At 65.3% G+C, this 22,797-nt stretch carries 16 protein-coding genes and 1 pseudogene; 10 read left to right on the top strand and 7 right to left on the bottom strand.

The annotated features are described in order from the left end of the window. The first annotated feature begins 216 nt into the window (after window positions 1-216). From AC1RPL_RS06635 to AC1RPL_RS06620, 4 genes are all read left to right on the top strand, one after another. Window positions 217-2,385: a TonB-dependent receptor gene (locus AC1RPL_RS06635; RefSeq protein WP_493068460.1), complete on the top strand. Its 2,169-nt coding sequence runs from the start codon at window positions 217-219 to the stop codon at window positions 2,383-2,385. Between the two features lie 118 nt (window positions 2,386-2,503). Then, entirely contained in the window at window positions 2,504-3,601 is a 1,098-nt protein-coding gene (locus AC1RPL_RS06630) for a PepSY-associated TM helix domain-containing protein (RefSeq protein WP_493068459.1), read from the top strand. Between the two features lie 22 nt (window positions 3,602-3,623). Next, window positions 3,624-4,628 carry a YncE family protein gene (locus AC1RPL_RS06625; RefSeq protein WP_493068458.1) on the top strand — a complete coding sequence of 335 codons (1,005 nt, stop codon included), beginning with the start codon at window positions 3,624-3,626 and terminating at the stop codon, window positions 4,626-4,628. A 50-nt stretch (window positions 4,629-4,678) separates the two neighbouring features. After that, window positions 4,679-6,034, top strand: coding sequence for a putative porin (locus tag AC1RPL_RS06620; protein WP_493068457.1), 1,356 nt, complete (start codon window positions 4,679-4,681; stop codon window positions 6,032-6,034). Here AC1RPL_RS06620 and AC1RPL_RS06615 read toward each other — a convergent pair. After that, window positions 6,024-6,329, bottom strand: coding sequence for an ATP-binding protein (locus AC1RPL_RS06615; RefSeq protein ID WP_493068456.1), 306 nt, complete (start codon window positions 6,327-6,329; stop codon window positions 6,024-6,026). The genes AC1RPL_RS06620 and AC1RPL_RS06615 overlap by 11 nt on opposite strands. 768 nt (window positions 6,330-7,097) lie before the next feature. Here AC1RPL_RS06615 and AC1RPL_RS06610 point away from each other — a divergent pair. Next, window positions 7,098-7,340 carry a hypothetical protein gene (locus AC1RPL_RS06610; RefSeq protein ID WP_493068455.1) on the top strand — a complete coding sequence of 81 codons (243 nt, stop codon included), beginning with the start codon at window positions 7,098-7,100 and terminating at the stop codon, window positions 7,338-7,340. A gap of 84 nt (window positions 7,341-7,424) precedes the next feature. Here AC1RPL_RS06610 and AC1RPL_RS06605 read toward each other — a convergent pair whose 3' ends face one another. Further along, window positions 7,425-7,571: a hypothetical protein gene (locus AC1RPL_RS06605; protein WP_493068454.1), complete on the bottom strand. Its 147-nt coding sequence runs from the start codon at window positions 7,569-7,571 to the stop codon at window positions 7,425-7,427. 210 nt (window positions 7,572-7,781) lie between these two features. On the opposite strand from AC1RPL_RS06605, the gene AC1RPL_RS06600 reads away from it, so the two are divergent. The 3 genes and pseudogenes from AC1RPL_RS06600 to AC1RPL_RS06590 form a co-directional block, all read left to right on the top strand. Then, entirely contained in the window at window positions 7,782-8,549 is a 768-nt protein-coding gene (locus AC1RPL_RS06600; protein WP_493069094.1) for a polymorphic toxin-type HINT domain-containing protein, read from the top strand. 2 nt (window positions 8,550-8,551) lie between these two features. Then, entirely contained in the window at window positions 8,552-8,953 is a 402-nt protein-coding gene (locus tag AC1RPL_RS06595) for a hypothetical protein (protein WP_493068453.1), read from the top strand. 708 nt (window positions 8,954-9,661) lie between these two features. Continuing rightward, window positions 9,662-10,232 (top strand): annotated as a pseudogene (locus AC1RPL_RS06590) (integrase core domain-containing protein); the annotation flags it as partial. A gap of 294 nt (window positions 10,233-10,526) precedes the next feature. Here the strand turns inward: AC1RPL_RS06590 and AC1RPL_RS06585 are convergent. Together AC1RPL_RS06585 and AC1RPL_RS06580 are read right to left on the bottom strand one after the other, a co-directional pair. Next, entirely contained in the window at window positions 10,527-12,224 is a 1,698-nt protein-coding gene (locus AC1RPL_RS06585) for a serine hydrolase domain-containing protein (RefSeq protein WP_493068452.1), read from the bottom strand. 132 nt (window positions 12,225-12,356) lie between these two features. Next, window positions 12,357-13,796, bottom strand: coding sequence for a LytR/AlgR family response regulator transcription factor (locus AC1RPL_RS06580; RefSeq protein WP_493068451.1), 1,440 nt, complete (start codon window positions 13,794-13,796; stop codon window positions 12,357-12,359). A gap of 110 nt (window positions 13,797-13,906) precedes the next feature. Here AC1RPL_RS06580 and AC1RPL_RS06575 point away from each other — a divergent pair, with 110 nt between their 5' ends. Continuing rightward, window positions 13,907-15,364: an alpha/beta fold hydrolase gene (locus AC1RPL_RS06575; RefSeq protein WP_493068450.1), complete on the top strand. Its 1,458-nt coding sequence runs from the start codon at window positions 13,907-13,909 to the stop codon at window positions 15,362-15,364. A gap of 7 nt (window positions 15,365-15,371) precedes the next feature. On the opposite strand, the gene AC1RPL_RS06570 is transcribed toward AC1RPL_RS06575, so the two are convergent. The 3 genes from AC1RPL_RS06570 to AC1RPL_RS06560 are packed head-to-tail and all read right to left on the bottom strand — an operon-like array spanning window position 15,372 to window position 19,467. Continuing rightward, complete coding sequence (locus tag AC1RPL_RS06570) at window positions 15,372-16,127, bottom strand: creatininase family protein (protein ID WP_493068449.1); 756 nt, start codon at window positions 16,125-16,127, stop codon at window positions 15,372-15,374. Next, entirely contained in the window at window positions 16,124-17,692 is a 1,569-nt protein-coding gene (locus AC1RPL_RS06565; protein WP_493068448.1) for a benzoate-CoA ligase family protein, read from the bottom strand. Before AC1RPL_RS06565 ends, AC1RPL_RS06570 begins: the two co-directional genes overlap by 4 nt. Before the next feature lie 56 nt (window positions 17,693-17,748). Further along, window positions 17,749-19,467, bottom strand: a complete 1,719-nt coding sequence (locus AC1RPL_RS06560) for a DUF885 family protein (protein WP_493068447.1) — start codon at window positions 19,465-19,467, stop codon at window positions 17,749-17,751. Between the two features lie 474 nt (window positions 19,468-19,941). Between AC1RPL_RS06560 and AC1RPL_RS06555 the strand changes: the two genes are divergently transcribed. Further along, window positions 19,942-22,791 carry a TonB-dependent receptor plug domain-containing protein gene (locus tag AC1RPL_RS06555; RefSeq protein ID WP_493068446.1) on the top strand — a complete coding sequence of 950 codons (2,850 nt, stop codon included), beginning with the start codon at window positions 19,942-19,944 and terminating at the stop codon, window positions 22,789-22,791. Window positions 22,792-22,797: the final 6 nt, after the last annotated feature.

The raw sequence follows: 22,797 nt of genomic DNA, 5'->3' as shown, positions 1-22,797 counted from the left end.
GACTGGTCCCCTGGTCCGCGAAAAACTGGATGTTTCCGGTTCGCAGGGACCAGCGTGTGTTGATGGCTCACCGCGCAACCATGCAGCGGGAGCAGGCAGGAACAGTTGCGGCGACCGAGAAACGTCCGGCGCGGCAAATCGGACTCAGACCATTGGGGGGACTATCCTATGCGCATTGCCATTGTTCGGGGATCCAGCGCCGCAGCACTTGCCGCGATGCTCGCTCTCGCCTCGCCCGCCTTTGCGCAGGGCACCACGTCCGGCGCAGACGGCGATGATAGCCGCACCGACATCATCGTCACCGGCCAGCAGAAGCAGAAGCAAGTCGTCAGCGACGGCAATATCGGCGTGCTCGGCAGCAAGGACGCCCTGTCCACGCCGTTCAACATCACCTCGTACACCGCCCAGCTCATCCTCGACCAGCAATCGGAGACGATCGGAGACGTGCTGGACAATGACCCGTCGGTGCGCACGACCTATGGCTCGGGCAACCAGTCCGAGCTGTTCGTCATCCGCGGCTTCGCGCTGAACGGCGACGATGTCTCCATCGACGGCCTGTACGGCGTCACGCCGCGCCAGCTGGTCTCGCCCGAGTTGTATGACAGCGTCCAGGTGCTGAACGGCGCCAGCGCCTTCCTGTTCGGCGCCGCGCCCGGAGGATCGGGCATTGGCGGCGGCATCAACCTAGTGCCGAAGCGTGCGCAGAAGACGCTGCTGCGCGCCACCGCCAGCTACGGTGCCGACAGCACCTTTGGCGGCAATATCGATGTCGGCACGCGGTTCGGGCCGGACAAGGAATTCGGCTTTCGCGCCAATGGCGTGTTCCGTTCGGGCGACACCGCGGTCGACAATGAACATCGCGAAGTGAAGGTGGCCGGCGCCAGCTTCGACTTCCGCAAGGGGCCGGGCCGTTTCTTCCTCGATTTCGGCTATGAGAACCAGGCAGCCGACTATAGCCGCCCGACCGTCCGCTTGGCGAACAACATCGCGGTCCCGCAGGCCCCGAAGGCCAATTACAACTATGGCCAACCCTGGACCTACACCCGGCTGCGCGACATCTATGTCCTGACCCGCGTAGAAGTTGATGTCGCCAAGGACTGGATGGTCTATCTCGCTGCCGGCATCCGCGACGGAGCGGAGAAGGGCGACTATTCGACGCTGACGATCACCAACGCCACGACCGGCGCTGGCACCGCCTCGCGCCTCTATGTGCCGCGCGAGGACAATAACGAGAGCGGCCAGATCGGGATGCGGGGCAAGTTCGCGCTGGGCGGCATCACCAACGAGATCAATTTCGGCGGCTCGGCCAATTATACCGAGAACCGCAACTCGTTCGCCTTCGGCGCCTTCCCGGCCGCGGTGCGCAGCGCCTGTGGTGCCAGCGCCACGTCCTTCTGCACCAATCTTTACAATGCACCGATCGTCGCGCGCCCGCCGAACTCGACGACCGCGGGGCTGGTCTCCGGCTCGTTCACGGTCCTGCCGCGGGTTTCGACCGGCGCCTTCACCAGTCTGTTCGCCTCCGACACGATCGGCTTCTTCTCGGATCGGCTGCTCGTCACCGTTGGCGCGCGCCGGCAGAATATGGTGGTCGACGCCTATAATCGCACCACGCTGGTGCGCACCACGCGCTATGACGAAAGCCGTACGACACCGGTCGTTGGCGTCATCGTGAAGCCGACCGATACCTTGTCCTTCTATGCGAACCGTATCGAGGGGCTGTCCCAGGGACCGACCGCGCCGCTGACCAATGTCACCAATCCGGGAGAGGTCTTCGCGCCGTACAAGTCGGTCCAGTATGAGCTTGGCGGCAAGATGGCGATCCGCGGCCTGACGGGCACGATCGCACTCTACCAGACCAAGCAGCCGAGCACCTTCACGACCACGCCCACCACCGGGCTTGGCACCTTCGTCGTCGATGGCGAGCAGCGCAATCGTGGTGTCGAGGTCACGCTGAACGGCGAGCCGACCGATTGGTTGCGCTTCATCGGCGGCTTCTCGATCAACGATGCCAAGATCACCAAGTCGCTGAACGGCGTGAACAATGGCAAGAAGGCGATCGGCGTCCCCGATTATCAGGTGAATTTCGGTACCGAGGTTGTGCCGTCCTTCATCAAGGCGCTGACGCTTACCGGCCGCGTCGTGCTGACGGGCAAGCAGATGATCAATATCCCGACCGCGACCATCGCCGCGCAGGAACTGCCGGACTGGGTGCGCTTCGACCTGGGCGCGCGCTATGTCGCGGTGATCGGTGAGCATCCGGTCACCTTCCGCCTCAGCGCCGAGAACATCGACAACCGCCGCTACTGGTATTCGGCGTTCGGCGGCTATCTGCTCCAGGGCTCGCCGCGCACCGTCAAGGCGTCGATGACCTTCGAATATTGAAGCTGCGGACCCGCGTCGCCAGCGTACGGCGCGGGTCATCCTTCGGCGCGGGGATGGTCCCCATGAATGCTTCAAACTGGATGTCGAAGGATCCAGAGCAGTGCGCCACCAAAGTCCCATGACGGATCAAACCCCTCCGCCGAACCGCACGCGAAAGCCCTCTCGGCCCAGGCCACTCGTCCGGCTGCACCGGTGGGTCAGCCTTGGCTTTGCCGCCTTCTGGCTGGTGCAGGCCGTCACCGGCATGCTGATCGTCTTCCACTGGGAAATCGAGGATGCCGGGATCGCGGGCGAACACCGTGCAACCGATCTAGGCGCGATCGAGCATCGCCTCGCGGCGCTGGCTCCGGCAGGCTCTGGCCGGCAGATCGTCTCGGTCTGGACCACAGCCGGGTTCGCGGATCGTTATGACGTGACCGTTGCCGATGGGGCAGGGGATGGCCGGCGAGCGGTGCGCATCGCCGGCGACGGCGCCATCCTGCGCGACAAGGACAAAAGCGCGCAAGGGATGATGGGTACGCTCGTTTCCCTTCACCAGACCCTTCTGGCCGGCGCGATCGGCGAGTGGATCATCGGCATCAGCGGCGTCCTGCTGCTCACCAACCTCGGCGTCGGCATCGCGCTTGCCCTGCCGCGTCGCGGCCAATGGCGCCGGTCGCTGTTTCCCAGGAAGACAGGCGCGCCGGTCGCGCGGCTCTATGCCTGGCACCGCGCCGTCGGCCTCTGGGCCGCGATTCCGGCGCTGGTGCTGGTCGCGGCCGGCACGATGCTGCGCTTCGAGGATGGCGTGTCCCTTCTTGTCGGCGCACATGCGGCTGCACCGGCGGCGGCCCAACCTGGCACGCCGTCGATCGGCTTCGCTTCCGCAGTGCGTGCAGCCGAGGCGGCATTGCCGGGCAGCACGCTCACTGCGGTGGCGATGCCCACACCGGCGGACAATAGCTACCGCGTGCGGTTGCTCGCTCCGGGTGAGCCGCGCCGCGCGTATGGGGCCAGCCTGGTCTCGGTCGATGCCGGCTCCGGTGCGGTCCGCTTCACCGCGCCGGCCGGCTCGTCCGGCTGGGGCAAGGCCTTCATGGACGGACTCTATGCCGTCCACACCGGCGAGCTTGGCGGCCTGGCGGGCCGGCTCCTCGTCTTCGCGCTCGGGCTTTGGCTCGCGAGCATGATCGTGATCGGCACGCTCCTCTGGAACCGCCGTCGACCACGCACCTGAGCAACCTTCGAGGAGAATGACCATGTACCGACGCCCCGCCTTCGCTCTGGTGCTGGCCTTCATCGCCGCGCCCGCCCTTGCCGGCGACGCCGCGCCCTTTGCCGTTATCCGCGACTTTGCCGGCCCCCGAGGCAGCTACGACTATGTCTCGGTCGATGACGCGACCGGACGCGTCTATATCGGCCGCGATTTCGGGGTGATGACCCTCGATCCGCAGACCGGCAAGACGCGGACCCTGCTCACGCGCGAGGGCGTGGCGGCGGTCCTCCCGATCGCGGGGACGCGGCTGATGCTCAGCACCAATGGCGAGAGCAATACCGCGACCCTGTTTGACCGCGAGACGGGCAAGGTCACTGCCGATATCGTGACCGGGGTCGAGCCGGACGGGGCCTATTATGACGCCGGTTCGCGGCTTGCCTTCGTGATGAACGGCGGGAGCGGGACCATTACCGTCATCGATATCGCAAGCGCGCGCGCGGTAGCGACGATTCCCGTGAGCGGCACGCCTGAAGGGGCGACGAGCGACGGCAAGGGCCATCTCTTCGTCAATGCAGAGGAAACCGCCGAGATCCTCGTCATCGACATTGGCTCGCGCAAGGTGACGGGCCGTTATGCGCTGGCCAGCTGCGAGGAACCGACGGGCATCGCGCATGACCCGGTCAGCGGGATGTTGGTCTCGGCCTGCCGGAACGGCGTGGCCAAGGTGATCGACGCCGCAAGCGGCAGCGACCGGGGGACCATTGCCACTGGCCAGCGGGCCGACGGCTCTGTCTTCGACCCGTCGAGCCGTACGGGGTTCATTCCCTGCCTCGACGGCACGCTCACCATTTATACCCTCGATACGGGTGGGGTCGCCCGCGTCACCCAGACGCTCAAGACCAGGGAGGGCGGGCGCACCGCCGCTTATGATTCGCGGCGCGCGCGCCTCTTCATTCCCTATGCAACGGTCGAGCGGGACACGGCCGGCAAATATGTGCGGGCGCGCAGCGATTTCGGCGTGCTGGCCGTCAGCCGGGAGGCGCAGTGACCATGCAGCATGCTTCCCTTGCCGGCATACTCCTTCGTACCGCTGCGCCCTTGGCAACCATCGGTTGCCTGCTTCCGGGTGTCGCCGTAGCACAGTCCGCGGACGCGCTTGCACAGCTGCGCGCCGAACTCGACGCGCTCAAGGCAGCGCAGCAGCAGGCCGCCGCGCGCATCGCCGAGCTCGAAAGGGCGCTCGCCGAGCGAACCGCGCAGGCCCTCCCGGCGCCTGGGCCGTTGGCCAGTGTCGTTGCCGCGCCCCAGGCCAGTGCGCTCCCGGAGGGCCGGACCTCGTTGCTCGGGCCGAACCTTGCCAGGCAGGACGCGACGCCCGCGGCACCGGTCAACCCGGCCAGCGGCTCGGCACCAGGCACCACGCCGGTTGCGGCGCCTGCCCGCCTGGCGATCAATGGCGATATCCGGGTACGGTACGAGGCCAATTTCAGCGACGATGACGCGCGTGCCCGGGACCGCGGTGTGCTCCGGGCCCGGCTGCGCGCCAGCTATGCGGTCAACAAATGGCTTTCGATCGGGACCGAGCTCGCAACTGGCGATCCGGGTGATCCCAATAGCACCGACATCACCTTGACCGGCTTCGACAATGACCTAGTGGTCGGCCTAGACCAGGCCTTTATCCGGGGCAGCTTCGGCGGCCTGCAGGTTACCGCCGGCAAGGTACCGCAGCCATTCGTGCGGACCGAGCTCGTGTGGGACGGCGATATCAGCCCCGAAGGTGTGAGCGCGTCCTATCGCTGGAGCCTCGGGAGTGGCGCGTCACTGCGGGCCAATGGCCTGTATTTCATGGTGGACGAAGCGCCAAATGGCCCGAACAGCGACATGATCGGCGGTCAGCTGGTGTTCGAGACCCCGTCCTCGGCGCCGGTGCGCTTCGAAGCGGCCGCCGGCTATTATGATTATCGGCTCAAGAGCACGAGCGGCGGCGATATCGGCGACTTTCGGACCAATCGCTTTGCCGGTGGCAGGTATCTGTCGGACTTCAACCTGCTCGACCTGATCGGCGCGGTGACGATCAAGGAAATGGGTGAGGCCTGGCCGATCCGGTTTGTTGCCGACTATGTCCATAATTTCGGTGCGACCACCGACCAGGATAGCGGGTTCGGGATCGATGTCCTGGTCGGACGCGGCACCAAGGTGCGGGACCTGCGCTTCGGCTATGGCTATGCCGAAGTCGGGGTCGATGCGGTGCTGGCGGCCTTCAGCCACGACAATACCGACCTTGCGACCAACTATCTGCAGCACACCGCGTTGGTCGATTATGTACTGTGGCCGAATGTCACACTCAACGGCACCTTCTATCATTACCGGCCCAAGGCACCGGGCTTCACCCCGGCTTTCATCCCGCGGGACTGGGTCGATCGTTTCCGGTTGAATTTGCTGGTCAATTTCTGAGATCGGGCGCGGGGAGCAGCGGGCCGAGCTCGATCACGACTCCGAAGCCGGGTCCCGGCAGCAGCCTGGCCTGGCCTTGGTGGGCAGCAGCAATGGCCGCGACCAGCGCCAGGCCGAGCCCGTGGCCGGTCGTGGACCGGCTTTGCTCGGCCCGGCTGAACCGTTCGAACAGACGGTCGCGCGCCGCGGCGTCCACGCTCGGTCCGTCATCGACCACCCGCAGGCAGGCAATCCCTGCCCCCCCCCCGCAAGGGTGACCCGGATGGGGTTCCGGGCGGCGTATGGCGGAGCGCATTGTTGAACAAATTGGTGGCCAGCTGGATCAACAACCGGCGGTAGCCAAGGACCTGGATCGGCCCCATCGATCTCGGTCTCGAGGACGTGACCGCTCGCCTCCGCGTCGGGGCGATAGGTCTCGGCGATCTCCAGGAGCGCCGTGCCCAACGCCACTGGACGGAATTGCTTGCGCACCCCGAGCCCTTCCACCTCGGAGATGCGCAACAGCGCGGAAGATCTCGAGCAGCTCGTCCACCTGCGCGATGGCCGCCTCGATGGCGGCGCCGCGCTGGGCCTCTCCGTCGTTCAGCGCTTCGTCGAGCCGGCTGCGCAGGCGTGTGAGGGGCGTTGTCCATCTCGGCAGCGTGGGCTGTCCCGTGCGCGCGCCGCTATCGGGACGGGGCCTGGAAGTTTGGACGCGCGATCTCGTCCTCGAAGCAGAGCTGCACCTTCTCGAACAGGCCCGTCGATTCCCCGGCCGCCTGCCTCGCCAAAAGCGAAGATCCCTATGCGGCGCGGCGGGACCTTTTCATGAAGAAGCGCATGGATCGGCTCGAGCGGCGCAAGGGCAGGCCTGCGTCCGACGCCGCCGCGCCGCCGATGCGCTGCCGGCGGGACCCGCGAATGCAATTGGACCCAAGACGTGCCGAGGCGGGTAGTGACCCGACGCGGCGGGTTTGGCAGCCCCACGTGCCGAAAGTCTCGCCTTCCTTGCCAGGGGAGCTCTTCGATAAAGAGCAGCAGCTCCTGAAAGGCGGCGCTTCGAAGTGCCGTTGTCGACAAGAGGATGCCGCGCCGCGGCTTCCAGGACGGCATTCGGATCCGACTGGTGTTCCGGATCGAGCGCGGCGGGCCATTTCGCCAGCGCCGTGATCCGGGCGTGCAGGGCCGCCCCCGCGAGTATTTCGTCTTCGAAGCCTGCGCCGCGTGCATAGGCCTAGAGAATCTGGGCCTGCGCGAACCCGTCCTCCCGGGACGTCGGCAACAAGGCGATAATCTCGAGCGCCGTGGCTATCAGGGCACCGGTTAGCACGACCGCGTTCAACTGGGCGGTGGCGCTCGTCGTTGGGGAGGCTGCGGGGAGGGTGGCTGGCGAAAACATGCGAGACCTCGCTTAGAGAGCCAGCTGCCGCTGGCGATCCTCGAGCCCGCGCGGGCCCACTTCCTCGATCTGGTAGCTGCGGGCGGGCAAGGCGCGCAGCAGATCCTCCTGGGGCACGGTGCTGTCGAGCCACGCCAGGTTCTGGCGCCGGAGCAGCACCGCGCCCTGACGGTCCTGGTAGGGAAATATGTCCGGGTTGAATCTCAGGACGGTGCATCCGGGTTCACGATTGCCGGAAGCATTCTGCTCTCGGGTCTGGGCGTTGCGATCAAAAATCTCGGGAGAGCCGCAAGGGGGGCTGAGAATGAAGGAGAGCGCATACCCAGCTCCCGAGGCCCGAAATGCTTCGCTGCGGGCACATTGGTGCAAATGCGCCAAGGACCAACGCCGATTGAGACATTGCTGCCAGGGGATATGGTTTGGTCTCGTTCCGAGCATGACATCGGAGAAGCAGGCTGGAGAAAGGTACTCGAAGCGGGTTGTACGGGCGAGCTCGAGATTTATGAAGTATCGGCTTCAACCCCTGACGGTCGCAAAGAGACGATTAGGACCACCGCGCTCCATCCTTTCTGGATCGAAACTGGCGGGGAGAATGGCACCGGCGGTTTTGCGATAGCTAGCGCGCTCAAGACGGGTGATCGCCTCCGTCTTGCGGACGGCACGGCTGCCTATGTGGAAGACGTAACCGCATCTGGCACGATTGAGCCTGTCTATAACCTAACTGTCGAAGGCTGGCACACCTATCACGTCGGCAGCCTCGGCGTTTGGGTGCACAATGATTGCTTCGATATGCTCCCCAAGCAAATTCAGCGGGATCTGAAGGCGTTGGGAATCGATGGCAGCAGGTTTAGTGCGAACGGTAGCAGCGTAACCATGCAAATCCGGATGATCGGCGATGCTAATCCTGCCCGATCGGCTTCCTTGCGACGTGCCTTGGCCTATTTTAAGGGCGAGGAAAGTGGTTTCGATGCGGTGACCATTCAGACAGGGCCCGTCATCAACACGAAAATTGTCGAGAGCCTTTCAAATTCCGCTCGAAATCAAAAGCCCTATCTCGGGATGACCGTTACGAGCAGGGGGGCATCGCATTTGAATGGTGTCGATTATCCTGCATTCATGCTGCAGTGGTGGAGATGAATATGAAGACGTTGAAAGGGCTGGAATGGCCGGAGCGGCAGCGACGTCATCTGGTGATTATGGAAACGTTTGAACGACATGAGGGCGAGAATTTGCCATGGATGGCAACGACAAGCCTAAATGATCCGGATATAATCATGGAAATAACTGACAAGATTCGTGAGCCAGTGGGTGTTTACAGTTGGTTCAGCAGGGGGAATTGGATTTCCGTAAGCGTAAATCAGATATCGCAATCTGTTGGAGGGGGTTTTAAATACCTAGAATTTGGGAAAGGTAATTTTGGAGAAATATCAAGGCATGAAGATTATTTCTCTGTTGGTGGAGTTTCATTCAAGTGCCCGGCTAGCTTGGTTGAGATCTACGCTAATTTAGTGATGGACATCGAGAATTTGGCAAATAATTAGCCGCGAGGGGAGGGTGTGTGGCATCGTTTCGGGATTCTGAGCGATGATTGTCGCCCAATAATCACCGGATCGATCTAGCTCAGCTATGGTTGGCTCGGCGCGAAGTCCTAGTTTCGAATGTTTCGCTTGCCCGCGTATGTCTAGTTTCGGTGAGCCAGCGGGCTCATGCTACACCGAATTCGAAGCAACATCCCTCGGGCGTCTCACGCCTCCGGTGTGACCCCATTCTCTCGTCCACTGAGTCCATGGCGGGCCTTCGCGGCTGACGCGGGATCGGTCGCGCGAGATGGCGACATAGGCGGCACCGGCGTCGACCTTGTGGTCGATCCGCCGGAGCTAATAGCCCAGGTGGACCCTGCAACGGAGCAAGTCGCACTCCTCTGTGCGATGTGGTTGCCGCATAGAGTTTTCACCTCTGTCGATGCGCACGTCGGAGAAGCGGCAACTCAACTCGACAGAATTTTCCCAGGTCGACTATCCTAAGCTGAAACCATAGGTCGGCGGCGATCTTTATGTTCCGCCTCGGCAAGGGTGCTTCAATGACGCGTTCGCGTTGGGACGCTGCCTTCCCCATTGCTCGTGGTACGAAGGCTTCGATTTCGATTCGATAGATGGCGGTGGTTCGTCTGAACGCTGTTACAAGGACCTCGTTCGCAAAGAAGGCGCGCGTGGGGTTTAGATATGCACCGCGGGGGGGGGGGGCGACGCATGGCTCGCGAGGGCATGACGCCCAACCATAAGAAGCTGCTGCGGGTTTATCGCGAGGAAAACCTCCGCGTCCGCCGCCGTGGTGGCCGCAAGCGTGCCCTGGGCACGCGAGCATCGGCGGTGCTGCCCGACGGCCCGACCCAGCGCTGGTCGCTGGACTTCGTCCGACACTCTGACATGCAGCCGGCGGTTCTGCATCCAGAGCGTGGTCGATGATTACACGCGCGAATGCCTGGCGCTGATGGCCGACACGTCGCTGTCGGGCGTGCGGCGCGCGCGGGAGCTGACGCGACTGATCGGGATAGGCGGCAAACCGCACATGGTGGTAAGCGATAATGGGGCCGGGCTGACCTCGTCGACTATACTGCGTTGGTCGCGAGAGCGGCGGGTGGAGTGGCACTATATCGCCTCAGACAAGCCGATGCAGAACGGCTTTGTCGAGAGCTTCAACGGTCGCTTGCGCGACGAATGCCTCAACGAGACACTGTTCACGTCGCTGCCGCATGCCCGCTTCGTGCTCGGTGCCTGGCGGCACGGCTACAACCTCGTCAGGCCGTTCTCGAAACTGGGCAGGAGCCCCCGTCGAGAAAGCCGGCCAGGGGGAGCACCTCAGTCGGAGTTTGCCTGCCGCTCCTTCAGTTCACCCGTTCACAAACGAGACCTCCCTGTATCCCGATTTGTATCCTACTTCTTCTTGATCTCAGGAATTGAATGTCGGATACTCTTGAAAGCCGTAGAAATCTGCGGTTTTCGGATTGTTGGGACGGCGCGGTTTCTGTTTTTGGTACCGTCATTCGCAGGTTCGAATCCTGCCGCCCCAGCCAGTCAGATCAAGCGCTGTCGATGTTCAGACGCAGCCGGCCGCCTATTGCAGCCGCACGAAACCTATGTCGCGGACGCCGTTCAGCCAGGCGGCGAACCCGTCGATCCGGCCGGTGGGTGTCCGCGTGAAGACGAAACTCGTCGTGCCTCGCAGACGTGTCGTGAAGCCGTCGGCGAAGCGTGGTGCCAGCGGCCATTCGACAGCAAAGAGTTGCCGCATCACCAGCGTGTCACCCTTTCGGACGACCGAAATCCGCCTGTCCAGCTCGGCGCTGTAATAGGTCCCGACATAGGCATCGAGTGCGGCAGGGCCGGTTCTGGCAGGCGCGACCACAACATAGCGCTGGCGCGACGCATCGGCGCCGAGGGTTAGCGCGACCGCTTTCCTCCCCGCCCTGGCAAACCGCACAAGGCCGCCATCGGCGCGCTGGAATCGCTCCTCGCCGGTCTGCGTCAATATCTCGGTCGGCCCCTGCTGGAGGGTAAGCTGGTGGTCGACGATCTTCGTCTCCACCAGGTCACCGGTGACCGGGTTTCTGAACAGCCCTTGGTATGGCGTGAGGTCCGTGGCGGCGACACCGGCAGGCGTCGCAGCCGGTGGGCTCGCGGGCCGGTTCTCGACATAGCCGCCGGCATCGAGCGCCTGGCCGGCAATTTTCTCGCCCAGGCCAACCGGATCGATGCCGCCATTGTTGCACATCACAGCGACCGAAATGCCTTTGTCCGGATAGCGGCCCAGCCAGGTCTTGTAGCCTGCGGTCGAGCCGTTGTGCGCGACGAGCCGCAATCCGTGCGCGCGCGTGACTTCGAGGCCCAGGGCATATTCGAGCGCCGTGCCGTCGCGCAATTTGCCGGGGGTTTGCAGAGCTGCGACCAGGGCCTCGCCGCCGGCCAGACGCGAAGGGTGGTCCAGGAACGCGTTCCAGCGCAGCAGGTCTCCGATCGTGGTGAGCAGCCCGCCATTTCCATAGACATTGGTGAAGGGCATGTTGGCGATGAAGCCTTCATCGGTAGCGGCATAGGCCATTGCCCGCCCCGGAACGATCGTGCGGAAATCTTCCCGCCACCGGCTGTGGCGCATGCCGAGCGGCTGGAACAGGCGCTGCTCGGTGAAGCGCTGCAGGCTGGCTCCGCTGACGCGCTCGATGATGATCGCCGCCAGTGCGTAATTGGTGTTGGTATAGAGGAATTCCGCGCCGGGCGCGAAGTTCAACCCCTTCTGGCGCGAAAGCAGGTCCAGGATCGTGCCTTGCATATGCACCTGTGTTCCAGGGCCGTTGCCGGTCAGCGCGAGCAGACTCCATTGCTCGCGCAGCCCGCTGGTGTGGGTGAGCAAGTGGCGGATCGTGATCGGCGTGCCATAGTCCGGCATCTCCGGCAGATAGCGCCTGATATCGTCGTCGAGCGCCAGCTTGCCGTCCTGCACCAGCAGGAGAATCGCGGCGGCGGTGAACTGCTTGGCGAGCGAGCCTGTCTCGAAAACACTGTCCGCGCTGAGCGGCACCGGGTGTTCCAGGTCGGCCAGGCCATAAGCGCGCGTCACGGGGGAAGCCCCCGCGATCGCTACGCCCACCGCGCAGCCGGGTCCGGTCGGCGCGATCGATGCGAAGTCCGCGTCGAGGTCGATTGCGGGCCGATCCTGTAGTGTCGCGACGGCTGGGTGTGCCGCATGCGGTGCAGCGGAACCCCAGGCGACGCTTGCGGGAAGGCACGACAGCGCCGCGACGGTAACGAAGTGCATTGGTCGCATTGAACTCTCCGATGGATTCGGCACCGCACAACCCCAGTTCCGGCGGCAACCCAACACCGGATCGGTGAACGTCCTGTGAGAACGGTGAATGACGACAGCCGGCGCGAGGCCGCTCGCGCGTGGCTATCGGCCAACCGCCGCCGTTGCCGGCGGAGGAACCTCCAGAGCTTCGCGCAGCGCAGGCTGGCGGGAGCGGCTGACCGGCAGGGGCGCGCCCTCGCGCAAGTGCAGTCGCCAGCGGTCGCCATCGCGCTCGAGGCGCTGCACCTGGGAAAGGTTGGCGATCGCCGACCGGTGCACGCGCAGGAAGCTTGCCGGCAACTCGGACGCCAGCCCGTCCAGGCGGGCGGCGTGCAACAGGCTGCGGCCGCCGATGAGCCGCAACTCGACATAGTCGTCGGCCCCAACCACTGCCAGGATCTCGGCGATCGGCACCAGCTCGACACCGCGCGCCGAGGCCACGGTCAGGCGGTCGGGGCGACTGGCGGCGCGGGTCAGGGCGACCTCGCGGCCACGGTCGTCGCGGCCCAGCCGCACGACCTCGACCATCAGCAGCGGCAGCACAAGGCCTGCCGCGAGCACGAAATAGGAGACGTCGGCCAGCCAATCGGGGAAGCCAAGCGCCAGCGCGAGGAACAGTGCCAGCCATGCCAGTGTCGGCCGGGCGGCGGGGAGACGCCGATATACGCCCATGCCGGCCGGCACGGCAGCGAGCGCCACCCCAAGGATCAATGCCCAGACCGTCTTCACGTCGAAGCCGGGAAGCAGCGCCGTCGCGCCGACCACTCCCAGGGTCAGGCCCATCATCAGGCGGCGCGCCTTGGGCAGGAAGCGACCGGCTGCATAGGTGACCAGCAGGATCGCGAAGGCGGCCGCCAGGGCCCAGATGGCGCTCATCCGCCAGGCATGCAGGGGATAGGAATAGTCGAACAGCGGTCGAAAGCTCTCGACGACGGCCTGCAGGGTAGCGACCCCCGCCATGGCAGCCAGGGTCAGGCTGGATCCCGTGCGGCGCATCGCGTGGATGACGCCGAAGCCGAACGCCGCGGCCAACAGGGTGCCGGCGGCGACGAAGGTGACAGCGAGGGGGGTAAGGCGCTGCGTAGAAGGATAGGTGCCGACGCCAATGGCGCTGATCGGGCGGGCGAAACGCAGGCCGCCATGGAAGGATGACAGGTGCAGCACCACCATGTTGCCGTCGGGCCGCCAGGCGCTCTCCCGGATCGGGAAGATCGCCTGGTAGCGCCCGGGGGTCTCGGCCTTCGCCGTGGCGCCGGGTCGGCCGTTGGCGCCGAGCCGCTGGCCGTTGAACCACGCCTCGGACGAGGCGACGCCCGCCACATAGAGGATGCGCGGCCGGGCATCGGCGGGGACAGCGACGGCGGACCGGATCCAGAGTTCACGCCCCTGGGGATCGATGAAATCCTGGATCGGGCGGCAATCGCGCAGCACCGGGCCCGCGGGGCCGGCCGCGCCATGGCAGGCTTGCCATGGCATGTCCTGGGCGAGCGCCGGCGTCGCGAGACCGATCAGGAGGACGGCAAGGAGCAGGATTCGCCACATGTGCCCCCTCTAGGGCGCAGTTCGCCGAGATGCACCGCCATTCGCCGATGACGGACCGCCATTGACCGAAGCGGGATGGCGGCCGGCGCGCGAACGGCTCAGCCGGCTGCATGACCTTCACATCGCCCAATCGCCGCGCCGTGCTCGCAGCCGTCGCCCTTGCCCTTCCCGCCCTCGCGCTCGCCCGGGCTGCCGCGCAGACGGCATCGCCGTCGCAGGCCGGGCCCTTTCGCTTCAAGGGCTGGCGCGGCGAGGAGACCGACGCCGAACGGGGTTTCTTCGAGGTCCCGGAGGATCGCCGCGATCCCCGCTCGCGCAAGATCCGGCTGGGCTATGTCCGGTTCCGGTCGACGGCAACCCGGCCGGGCCCGCCGATCGTCTATCTGGCCGGAGGACCGGGCGGTGAGGGAACGGGTGCGGCAACGGGTCCGCGCTTTCCTATCTTCATGGCCCTGCGCGCGGTGGCCGACGTCATCGCGTTCGACCAGCGGGGCACCGGCATGTCGAGCAGCATTCCGGAGCGGCCGGCCTCGACGCGCCCAGTGCCGGTGTTCACCCAGGCCGGGCTGACGGCCTATTATCGCTCGGAGCTCCAGAGCGCCTGGGCGGACTGGACCAGGGCGGGCGTGGCGATGTCGGGTTATAATAGCGAGCAGAGCGCCGACGATATCGACGATCTGCGGCGTCACCTGGGTGCGGATAAGATCGACCTGTGGGGTACCAGCTACGGCTCGCACCTGGCGCTCAGCATCCTCAAGCGGCACGGCGCCCGGGTCAACCGCGTGGCGCTGTCCAGCCTCGAGGGGCAGGACCAGACGGTGAAGCGGCCGGCGCGGACCGATGCCTATCTGCGCCAGGTGGACGCGTTGCTGGGGGCGGACCCCGCCGCCCGTGCGGCGGTACCGGACCTGCTGGCGCTGATGCGCCGCGTCCACACGCGGCTGGAGGCGCAGCCGGCGCTGACGGCGGTCACCCTGAACGGCAAGCCGGGCCAGATCAGGATGGGCGGCTTCGGCGTCCAGATGCTGGCGGGCGGGTTGATCGCCAATCCCCATACTCTGGCGATGCTGCCGGGCCTGTATTTGGCGCTGGACGCGGGCAACACCGCGGTGCTGGCGCCGTTCCTGGGCGACGTCGCCGACCTGCTGAGCCTGAGGGGCATGCCCGAGGCGATGGATCTCGCATCCGGGATCTCGCCGCGGCGGCTGGCCCTGGTGCGGCGCGAGGCGCGGACGGCGGTGTTGGGCGACACGCTGAACTTCCCGATGCCGCAGTTGCTGGACGCCATCCCGGGCGTCGATCTGGGTGAGGGCTTCCGGGCGCCGATCCGCATCGATCATCCTGCGCTGCTGATCGCCGGCTCGCTGGACGGCCGCACGGTGCTGGCCGAGCAGGATGAAGTGGCGGCCCAGTTCCAGCACAAGTCCCGCGTGATCGTCGAAAATGCCGGGCACAACGTGTTCGAGGCGCATCCCGACGTGCAGCCCCTGCTCGTGCGGTTCTTCCGCGGCGAGGCCGTGGCCGACACCCGGCTGACATTGCCGCCGCCAACATTCCGGTTGGCGTGATCTACCTTCAGGAAGCGGGTGACAGCGCCTCGCGCACGGCGCGAACGATCGCCGCGGCCATTGTCGTGGAGGTTTCCTCTCCCTCCTCGGCCGTGGCGCGTGCGGGGAAGCCGAAATAGGCGTCCGGTCCCCCCGCTTCGGTGAATGTCGTGGCACCTGCGGCAAAGGCGCTGACCAGGCTGGCGGGATTGTCGGCAAGCTGCTCGCGCGCCGTTTCGTCGACCAGCTCCGGTCGGTCGGCGAGCACCAGGCTCGTCTCGAACTGGCCGGCATGGCAGGCGCCGGAGACGAACTCCTCGGTCAGCTCGGCGGCCAGCGCACGCCGAGTGAAGTCGGGGAAGGCGAGGGGGATGCCGAGCGCGGCGACCTCAGCCGCCAAACCACGCAGCATCGCGACGTTCGCGGGGTCGAAATGGCTGTTCGCCAGTGCCAGGCAAGCAAAGCCCTGCGTTTTCAGGCTCGCGGCGATATCGAGCACCGCCGCCCGCGCGGTGGCTTCGCCGATCGAGATGGTCCCGGCGAATTCGGCGGCATAATGGGCGGGCGCATAGGCGAGGGTGGGGAGCACGAAGGCGTGCATGCCGTCCTCGCCAAGCAACGCCGCCGCGCGCCGCGCCATGCCTTCGGAGATGATGACGTCGGTGCACAGGGGCAGATGCGGCCCATGCGCCTCGACCGCGCCCAGCGGCAGGATGGCCACCACCGCTGCGCCGCTGGCCAGTGCTTCCTGCACCCGCGTCCAGGGCTGGTCGCCGAGCATCATCGATACCTCTCCCTCAGCTTCTTGCGATCGATCTTGTCGCGGTCGTTCCGCGGCAGTGGAACGTTCGACAGATAGACCTGATGCGGCACCTTGTAGCGCGCCAGGCGAGTTCGGGCGAACTCCAGCACCTCGACCTGCAGCGCGTCCCCCGCTTCGACCGTCTCGCGCGGCACGATGACCACCACCGGCTTCTCCAGCCCATTGGCGTCCGCCCGGCCGAACACGCAGCATTCCAGCACCGCGGGATGCTCGCTCAGGCAACCCTCGACTTCGAGCGGGCTGACATAGATGCCGCCGCTCTTGATCATGTCGTCGCCGCGGCCCTCATAATACCAATACCCTTCGGCATCCCGCCGGAACAGGTCGCCGCTGACGATCGCGCCGCCGCCCAGATGGCGTTTCGATTTGGCGTAGTCGCCATGATAATAGAGCGCCGCCGAATCTCCGCGGATACGCAGCACGCCGATCTCTCCGCCGGCGATCGGCATCCCGTCATCGCCGAGCAGATCGGCCTCGTAACCGGGCACGAGCTTGCCCAGGCTCCCCGGGCGGATGTCGCCAGGGCGGTTGCTGATATAGATGTGGAAGCTCTCCGCGCTGCCGATCCCGTCGATGATCGGCACGCCGAAGCGCGCGTTCCAGCGCTCGTGCAGTTCGCGGGGCAGCGCTTCGCCGGCGCTCCACATCATCCGGATGCTCGACAGGTCGGGCGCGCGCCCCTCGGCCTCTAGCATCTTGTTGATCAGCGTCGGTACATTGGTGAGCACCGTCGGGCGGTGCCGCTCCACCAGCGCGAAGATGCTGTCGGGCGTCGGCTGCTCGCGCGACAGGATCGCCGTTGCCCCCACCGCGAAGGGGAACATCAGATTGGTGCCGGTCGCATAGCCGAAATAGAGCCGCGGGCCGGACAGGGTGATGTCGGCCTCCCTCATGCCGATAAAGCGCCGGGCATAGACTTCGCTGTTATAGGCGAAGTGGAAATGGCAGTGGACCGCGCCCTTGCTTTGTCCCGTGGTGCCGCTGGTGAACAGCCATACCGCCGGATCGTCCTTGCGCGTCGGCCAGGGCGGCGGGGCGAGGGGCGAGGGTTCGGCGATCCAGCTGTCGAAGCGGGGCAGGCCGGGCGCCTCGCCGACCAGGATCACTGCGCCCGCGTCCTGGCAGTAACGGCTTTGGCCACGTGCCGCCTGAAAGGCCTCCAGGCTCATCTCGTCGATGAACGCGAACTGCGGCTTCACATAGCCGAGATAGTAAGCGTAGTCGGCCGCCGGCAGCATCGGGTTGATCTGGGTGACCACCGCCCCGGCCTTGATCGCGCCGAACCACGCATAGACGAATTCGGGGCAGTCGCGCATGCACAGCAGCACGCGCTGCTCGGGCAGCAGGCCCGCGGCGAGCAGCCGCTCGGCGACCCGCGTCACGTTCGCGGCGACCTCGGCATAGGTGATCGCCTGGCCCTCGAACAGCAACGCGGTCTTCCCCCCGCGCCCCGCCTCCACATTCGCGAACACGAAATAGTCCGCCATGTTGAAGGCGTCGGGGAATTCGGGGGGCTGGTCCGTCATGACCGGATGATTGGAGACGCATGGCCTTTCGTCAATCCGGTTACGACGGATACCAATTAGCGCGTTACCTCCGACAGCGGGACATGGCGCCAGAAGCCACGCACCTCATCATCATAGCCGGTGAGGTCGTAGCGCAGCAGCGACACGGGCAGGCGGCCGGTGTTCATGAGGTAATCGTGATAGTCGCGGAGCGAGAAGCTGTCGCCCAGCTGGCGGCGGCGATCGGCCAGCAGTCCCTGGAGCTGCATCGCGCCGATCGTATAGGTCATGCCATAGCCCGGTGGCCGGCGGATATAGATGCCGGCGTCGGTGCGTGCGACATTGTCATCGAGATAGGGCGTCCACTTCTTCCAGAACTGCATCGTCTCGGCGACGGTCATCTCGTTGCGCTGCATCTCGACATCGCCGATCGTCCGTGCTGCGCGGAACAGGCCGAAGATGTAGATCAGCTCGCGGGTGCGCGGGCGATCATCGAACAGGCCGAGCTGGAGCGCAGTCTCCTCCAGATAAAAGCCCCAGCCTTCGGTGCGGCCACTGTCGCTCACCTTGCTGCGGATCGGGTCGGTGACGCGCTTGGCGGTCATCCCGTCGAAGCGGTGGCCGGGGAAGGTTGCATGGAGATGGTCGGGCGACGCGTCGCGGAACTGGATCTGCTCCCAGAACATCGGTCCGGTGGGCCGCACGATCCACGGCGCGTTGAAGCCTACCTCCTGATAGGTGCCCGGAATATAGTCCGGGATGGTGATGATCTCCTCGTCCTTCAGCCATTTGCGGATCTTGGTGTCGGTGCCCGCCAGCTGCGCCTCATATTCCTCGGCAGACTTGGGCAGCTGCAGCTCGGGGAGCTTGCGGTTGCGGTGCTGCTCGGTGGAGTAGTCGGCCCAGAAGCGGGTGAGCTCACGCCTGGCAATCGTCACCACTTCGTCCGAAGTAAAGGGCATCAGCCGGACATTGGCGAGGAACCAGTCATAGGCCGGCTTGCCGACCCCGGCGCGCGCGGTCATCGTCGGACGGGCGGCGGCCAGCCAGTCGCGGAAACCGCGGATCGCGGCCTCGGCCGCCTTGATGTCGCCCACCAGCTCGGGCTGCTGCTTCTGCGCGCGGCCGTGCAGGTCGGCGAACCAGCCGATCAGCCCCTCCGGCTCCACCGCACGATAGGGCATGCCGTGGCCGACGCCGTCGCCGTGCGAGAGGCTGTGCAGCGCGAGATCGGCATAGTCGGCCGCCACCGAATCGAGGTTCACCCGCGCCTGGGCCAGATAGGCGGGGATGGTGCGCAGCCGGGCGCGGAAGCTGGCCAGCGCCGCGCCTTTCAGTGGCAGATCGGTATAGGCCAGGTCTTGCAGTTCATCGACGTACATGCCCGGGTCGCGCGCCCAGGGCTTGAGGATGTTGAGGCTGAAGTCCTGCAGGTCCATCTGGGCGCGGACGGCGAGATAGTCGACCTGCTGGTGCCGATCCCAGCTAGCCACTGCGAAATCGGGGAGCTTCGCCTGGAAATCGCGCAGCTCGGCGCGCCGCTTCTCGACGGCGGCCGGGCTGAAGTCGACCACGCCATTGACGGCAGGTGGCTTGCGCCACGCGTCGAAGTCAGTGAACAGCGTGACGAGTTCGGCATAGGCATGCGTACCTTTGGGCGGGCCGTCCGGCTGCGGCGCGGCCCGTTGCGCGCCTGCTGGTACCGCCTGCTGCGCGCCTGCCGGCGCGACGCCGAACGCCGCCGACGTGGCGCTCCCGGCCAGGAGCAGAGCGATCACCAGTCTCTTCGCGCGCATGCCGATCTCCCTTGTCATCCCGATCACGCAGCGCCCGAGCTCCGCGTTTGCCTGAGATAAAACGAAAAACACGTGATTTGTAATACGATGATCGCGGATTGGGCACTGGTCAAGAGGCACCGAATCGGTGTTATCTCGGAGCCATGTGGGGTGTTCCAGACCGATCCGAAACGGTGCGAATCGGCGGAAATCTGCGGATTTCGGCTTCTGCCTCGAGAGCTTCGGCAAGGGTTTGGTGCGGGCCAACCCTCGGCCGCCCCGATCATCGGGCTTGGAAAAAACCGTGCGCGAACGCGGGTTTCCCGGCAGCTTTGTTACCGGAAAGCGACACATTTCACATTTTTTCGTTACCCCGAATTGACCACTCGTTTTCAATATGCTCAAAATCACGCACTTGTTCACGGAAATGGCGCGATCGAACGACGCCAGGGCGGAGCGGGGCAGGCGGGCATATCCATTCGGGGAGACACGGACATGGGCAGTAAGCGGGTAGCAGTGATGCGGGCGGGGTTGCGGGGCGGTTCCGCACTGATCGCCGCGATGATGGTTATGGGTACGGCGATGGCGCAGACCGCCGAGCCGGAAACGCAGGAAGGCGAGGCGATCGTCGTCACCGGATCGCGCATTCCGCGCCCGGATGTCGATTCGAACAGCCCGGTCAACGTGATCGGCAGCGAGGAAATCCGCCAGACCGGCACGGCCGAGACCGAGCGGCTGCTCAACGCGCTGCCCCAGGCGGTCGCCGGCTCGGGCGCCCAGTCCAACGCGGGCAACGGTTCGGCCACCGTCAATCTGCGCAACCTCGGCGCCGCGCGCACGCTGGTGCTGCAGAATGGCCGCCGCATCGTCGGCTCCAGCCAGGACGGCGTGGTCGACATCAACATGATCCCGCCCTCGCTGATCGAGCGGGTCGAAGTCGTCACCGGCGGCGCCTCGGCGGTGTACGGTTCGGACGCGATGGCCGGCGTGGTCAACTTCGTCACCAAGACCAATTTCCAGGGCCTGGAAGTCAACGGCCTCTACGGCATCAGCGACGAAGGCGATGCCGAGCGCTACAACATCGACTTCACCGCCGGCGGCAATTTCGACGATGGCCGCGGCAACATCGTGTTCAACGGCAGCTATTATGACCGCGCGATGGTGAAGGGCGCCGCGCGCGCCCATGCGACGGTCTATCTGGTCGATGCCGTGCAGAACGGGAAGGGCGTGCTCGTCCCCGGCGGCAACGGCGTCACCCCGCAAGGCACGATCTTCACCCCTGCGCTGGTCGGCAAGCTCGACCCGTATGGCAACACGATCGGCACCGCCGGCATCTTCTTCGCTCCCGAAGGCTGGCGCGCCTACAAGACCAGCGACGGCTTCAACGACCGTCCCTACACCAACCTCCAGATGCCGATGAAGCGCTGGTCCGCCTCGATCCTCGGCCATTACGACGTGACCGACAATGTCACGGCGTTCTGGGAAGGCTCCTATGTCCGCAACGAGATCAACTCGACGCTGGGCGCGGTGCCGATGAGCAGCTCGGGCTTCCTGCCCAACTTCCAGTTCGACCTGCGCAATCCCTATCTGGCATCGTCGTTGCGCGAATTCCTGCGCACCAACCTCGATGGCGATGGCGACAACCTCGTCACGCTCAACATCAATCGCCGCCTGCTCGACTTCGGTTCGCGTACCGACGACCAGACCCGCGAGTTCTCGCGCTTCGTGGCCGGGCTGCGGGGCTCGCTGACCGACAAGTTGAACTGGGAAGTCTTCTACAACCAGGGGCATGTCCGGATTACCGAAGCCCAGGGCGGCGGCGTGTTGATCGACAATTTCGCCAATGCGTTCCTGACCAACCCGAGCAATCCCTATGATTGCCTCACGGCCGACGCGCGCTGCGTCACGATCAACCCGTTCGGACTGAAGTCGATGACCCAGCAGATGATCGACTATATCTCCACCGATCTCACCAATATCACCGTGGTGGACCAGAAGCAGGCCGGCGCCAGCATCACCGGCTCGCTGTTCAAGCTCCCTGCCGGCAATGTCGGCATCTCGGTGGGCGCCGAATATCGCAAGGAGAGCTCGCAGTTCACGCCGGACCAGCTCTATATCCAAGGCAAGGCGCTCTCGCGCTCGGCCGGCATCCAGGCGACCGGCGGCAGCTTCGACGTCAAGGAACTCTATGGCGAGCTCGTCGTGCCGATCCTGGCCGACCTGCCCTTCGTCCACATGCTCTCGTTCGAAGGCGGCATTCGCTATTCGGATTATTCGACTGCGGGCGGCGTGACCTCGTGGAAGGCGGGCGGTGAATATTCGCCGGTGAAGGGCCTCAAGCTCCGCGGCCTCTATCAGCGCGCGGTGCGTGCACCGAACGTGATCGAGCTCTATTCGGGCGCGACCAACGACGCGCCGCAGGCGACCGACTTCTGCAACGCCTCGGGTGCCAACCGCACAACGGCGGAGCGCAGCTTCTGCATCAACTCGCTGGGCGTGCCGGCAAGCGTGATCGACGTGTTCCAGCAGGAGAACACCCAGATCCGCGCGATCACCGGCGGCAATCCCAACCTCCAGGAAGAGACTTCGGACACCTGGTCGCTCGGCGCGGTGCTGCGTCCGGAGTTCGTGCCGAACCTCCAGCTCACCGTCGATTACTACAATATCAAGATCGACGGCGCGATCGCGGCCTTTGGTGGCGGCCTCCAGTCGGTGATCACCGCCTGCCGTGCCAACCTGTCGATGAGCAACATCTTCTGCCAGCCGCTCAACCATCGTTCGTCGGATGGGCAGCTCTATGACGTGCCGCTGCTCAATTCCAACATCGCCTCGATGAAGACCGCGGGCGTCGATTTCCGCCTCGACTATCGCCACGACGTCGGTTCGCTGGGCAGCCTCAGCTACTATCTGTCCGGCAGCTACCTCATCAAGAGCGTGGTGCAGAGCAGCCCGATCGTCGCGCCGATCGATTGCGCGGGCTATATCGGTGGTGGCAGCTGCGGCAATGCCAACCCGACCTGGCGCTTCACCCAGCGCCTGACCTGGGACATCAGCGACGCCTTCCAGCTCTCGCTGCGGCATCGCTTCCTCGGCTCCGTGAAGGACGGGCGCATCGCTGCGGCCAAGGCCTCGGGCGCGGCGATGCCATTGCTCGCGGTGCCGGAGACCGGCCAGATCAGCTATTTCGATCTGAGCGCGTCCTACGACATCGACAAGAGCCTCAGCATCTACGGCATGATCGACAATCTCGGCGATCACAACCCGCCGTTCCAGCTGTACGAGCGCGATAGCTATGATGCGATCGGTCGCCGGTTCACGATCGGTTTCCGCAAGAAGTTCGGGTGACCCAAG

This window comes from Sphingomonas sp. GW821-FHT12D09 (genome assembly GCF_058807215.1).
Note: the sequence above shows the minus strand (reverse complement) of the source record. Positions and strands in the feature narration are given on the sequence as shown.